This is a genomic window from Nocardioides sp. YIM 152315 (assembly GCF_029210375.1).
GTDB lineage: Bacteria > Actinomycetota > Actinomycetes > Propionibacteriales > Nocardioidaceae > Nocardioides.
The window spans coordinates 1-556 of record NZ_JARGER010000036.1; the positions used below are offsets into that span (position 1 = coordinate 1).

Annotated in this window: 1 protein-coding gene; it reads left to right on the plus strand. The window is 66.5% G+C overall.

The window, feature by feature from the left end:
* Positions 1 to 247: 247 nt before the first annotated feature.
* Positions 248 to 451, plus strand: coding sequence for a helix-turn-helix domain-containing protein (locus tag PZ894_RS11615; protein WP_275744913.1), 204 nt, complete (start codon positions 248 to 250; stop codon positions 449 to 451).
* Positions 452 to 556 lie beyond the last annotated feature (105 nt).

Here is a 556-nt window from a genome sequence, read left to right on the forward strand (position 1 = left end):
CGTGAGACATCCGTCCACGATGTCGTGAGACACGTGTGACCGATGTCCTGAACCAGCACACTGCCCCCGCTACGAAGAAAGTCCAGGTCAGCCCATGGTTGACCTGGACTTTCGCTTTGGGGGCGAGATGCGATCCCATCGTTTACCCATCACATTGACAGGTACGCAGCGTCGCCCAGCCGGGCCGCAGCACCGTTGGTTCCGGTCGCTTCGAGCTCGCTCGGCAGCGCTCGCCCACCTACTCGGCATGAGTACGACGAAGCTGGGGCTCGAGCCCCTGATCGGGGTCGAGGAGCTCGCCGAGTACCTCGGTGTCCCCGTGCAGACCATCTACGACTGGCGGCTGACCGGCCGGGCGCCGCGTGCGTTCAAGCTCGGGAAGCACCTGCGGTTCGCGGTCAGCGACGTGCAGCAGTGGCTCGAGGAGCATCACGAGGCCGACCATGAGTAGGCCGCGGATCCCGATCGGCGGGTACGGCGAGATCGCGTTCATCGCCCGCGGCAGGGCCAAGGTCGAGGCGCGCACGCGTTTCCGGGACTGGGACGGCCGGACGCG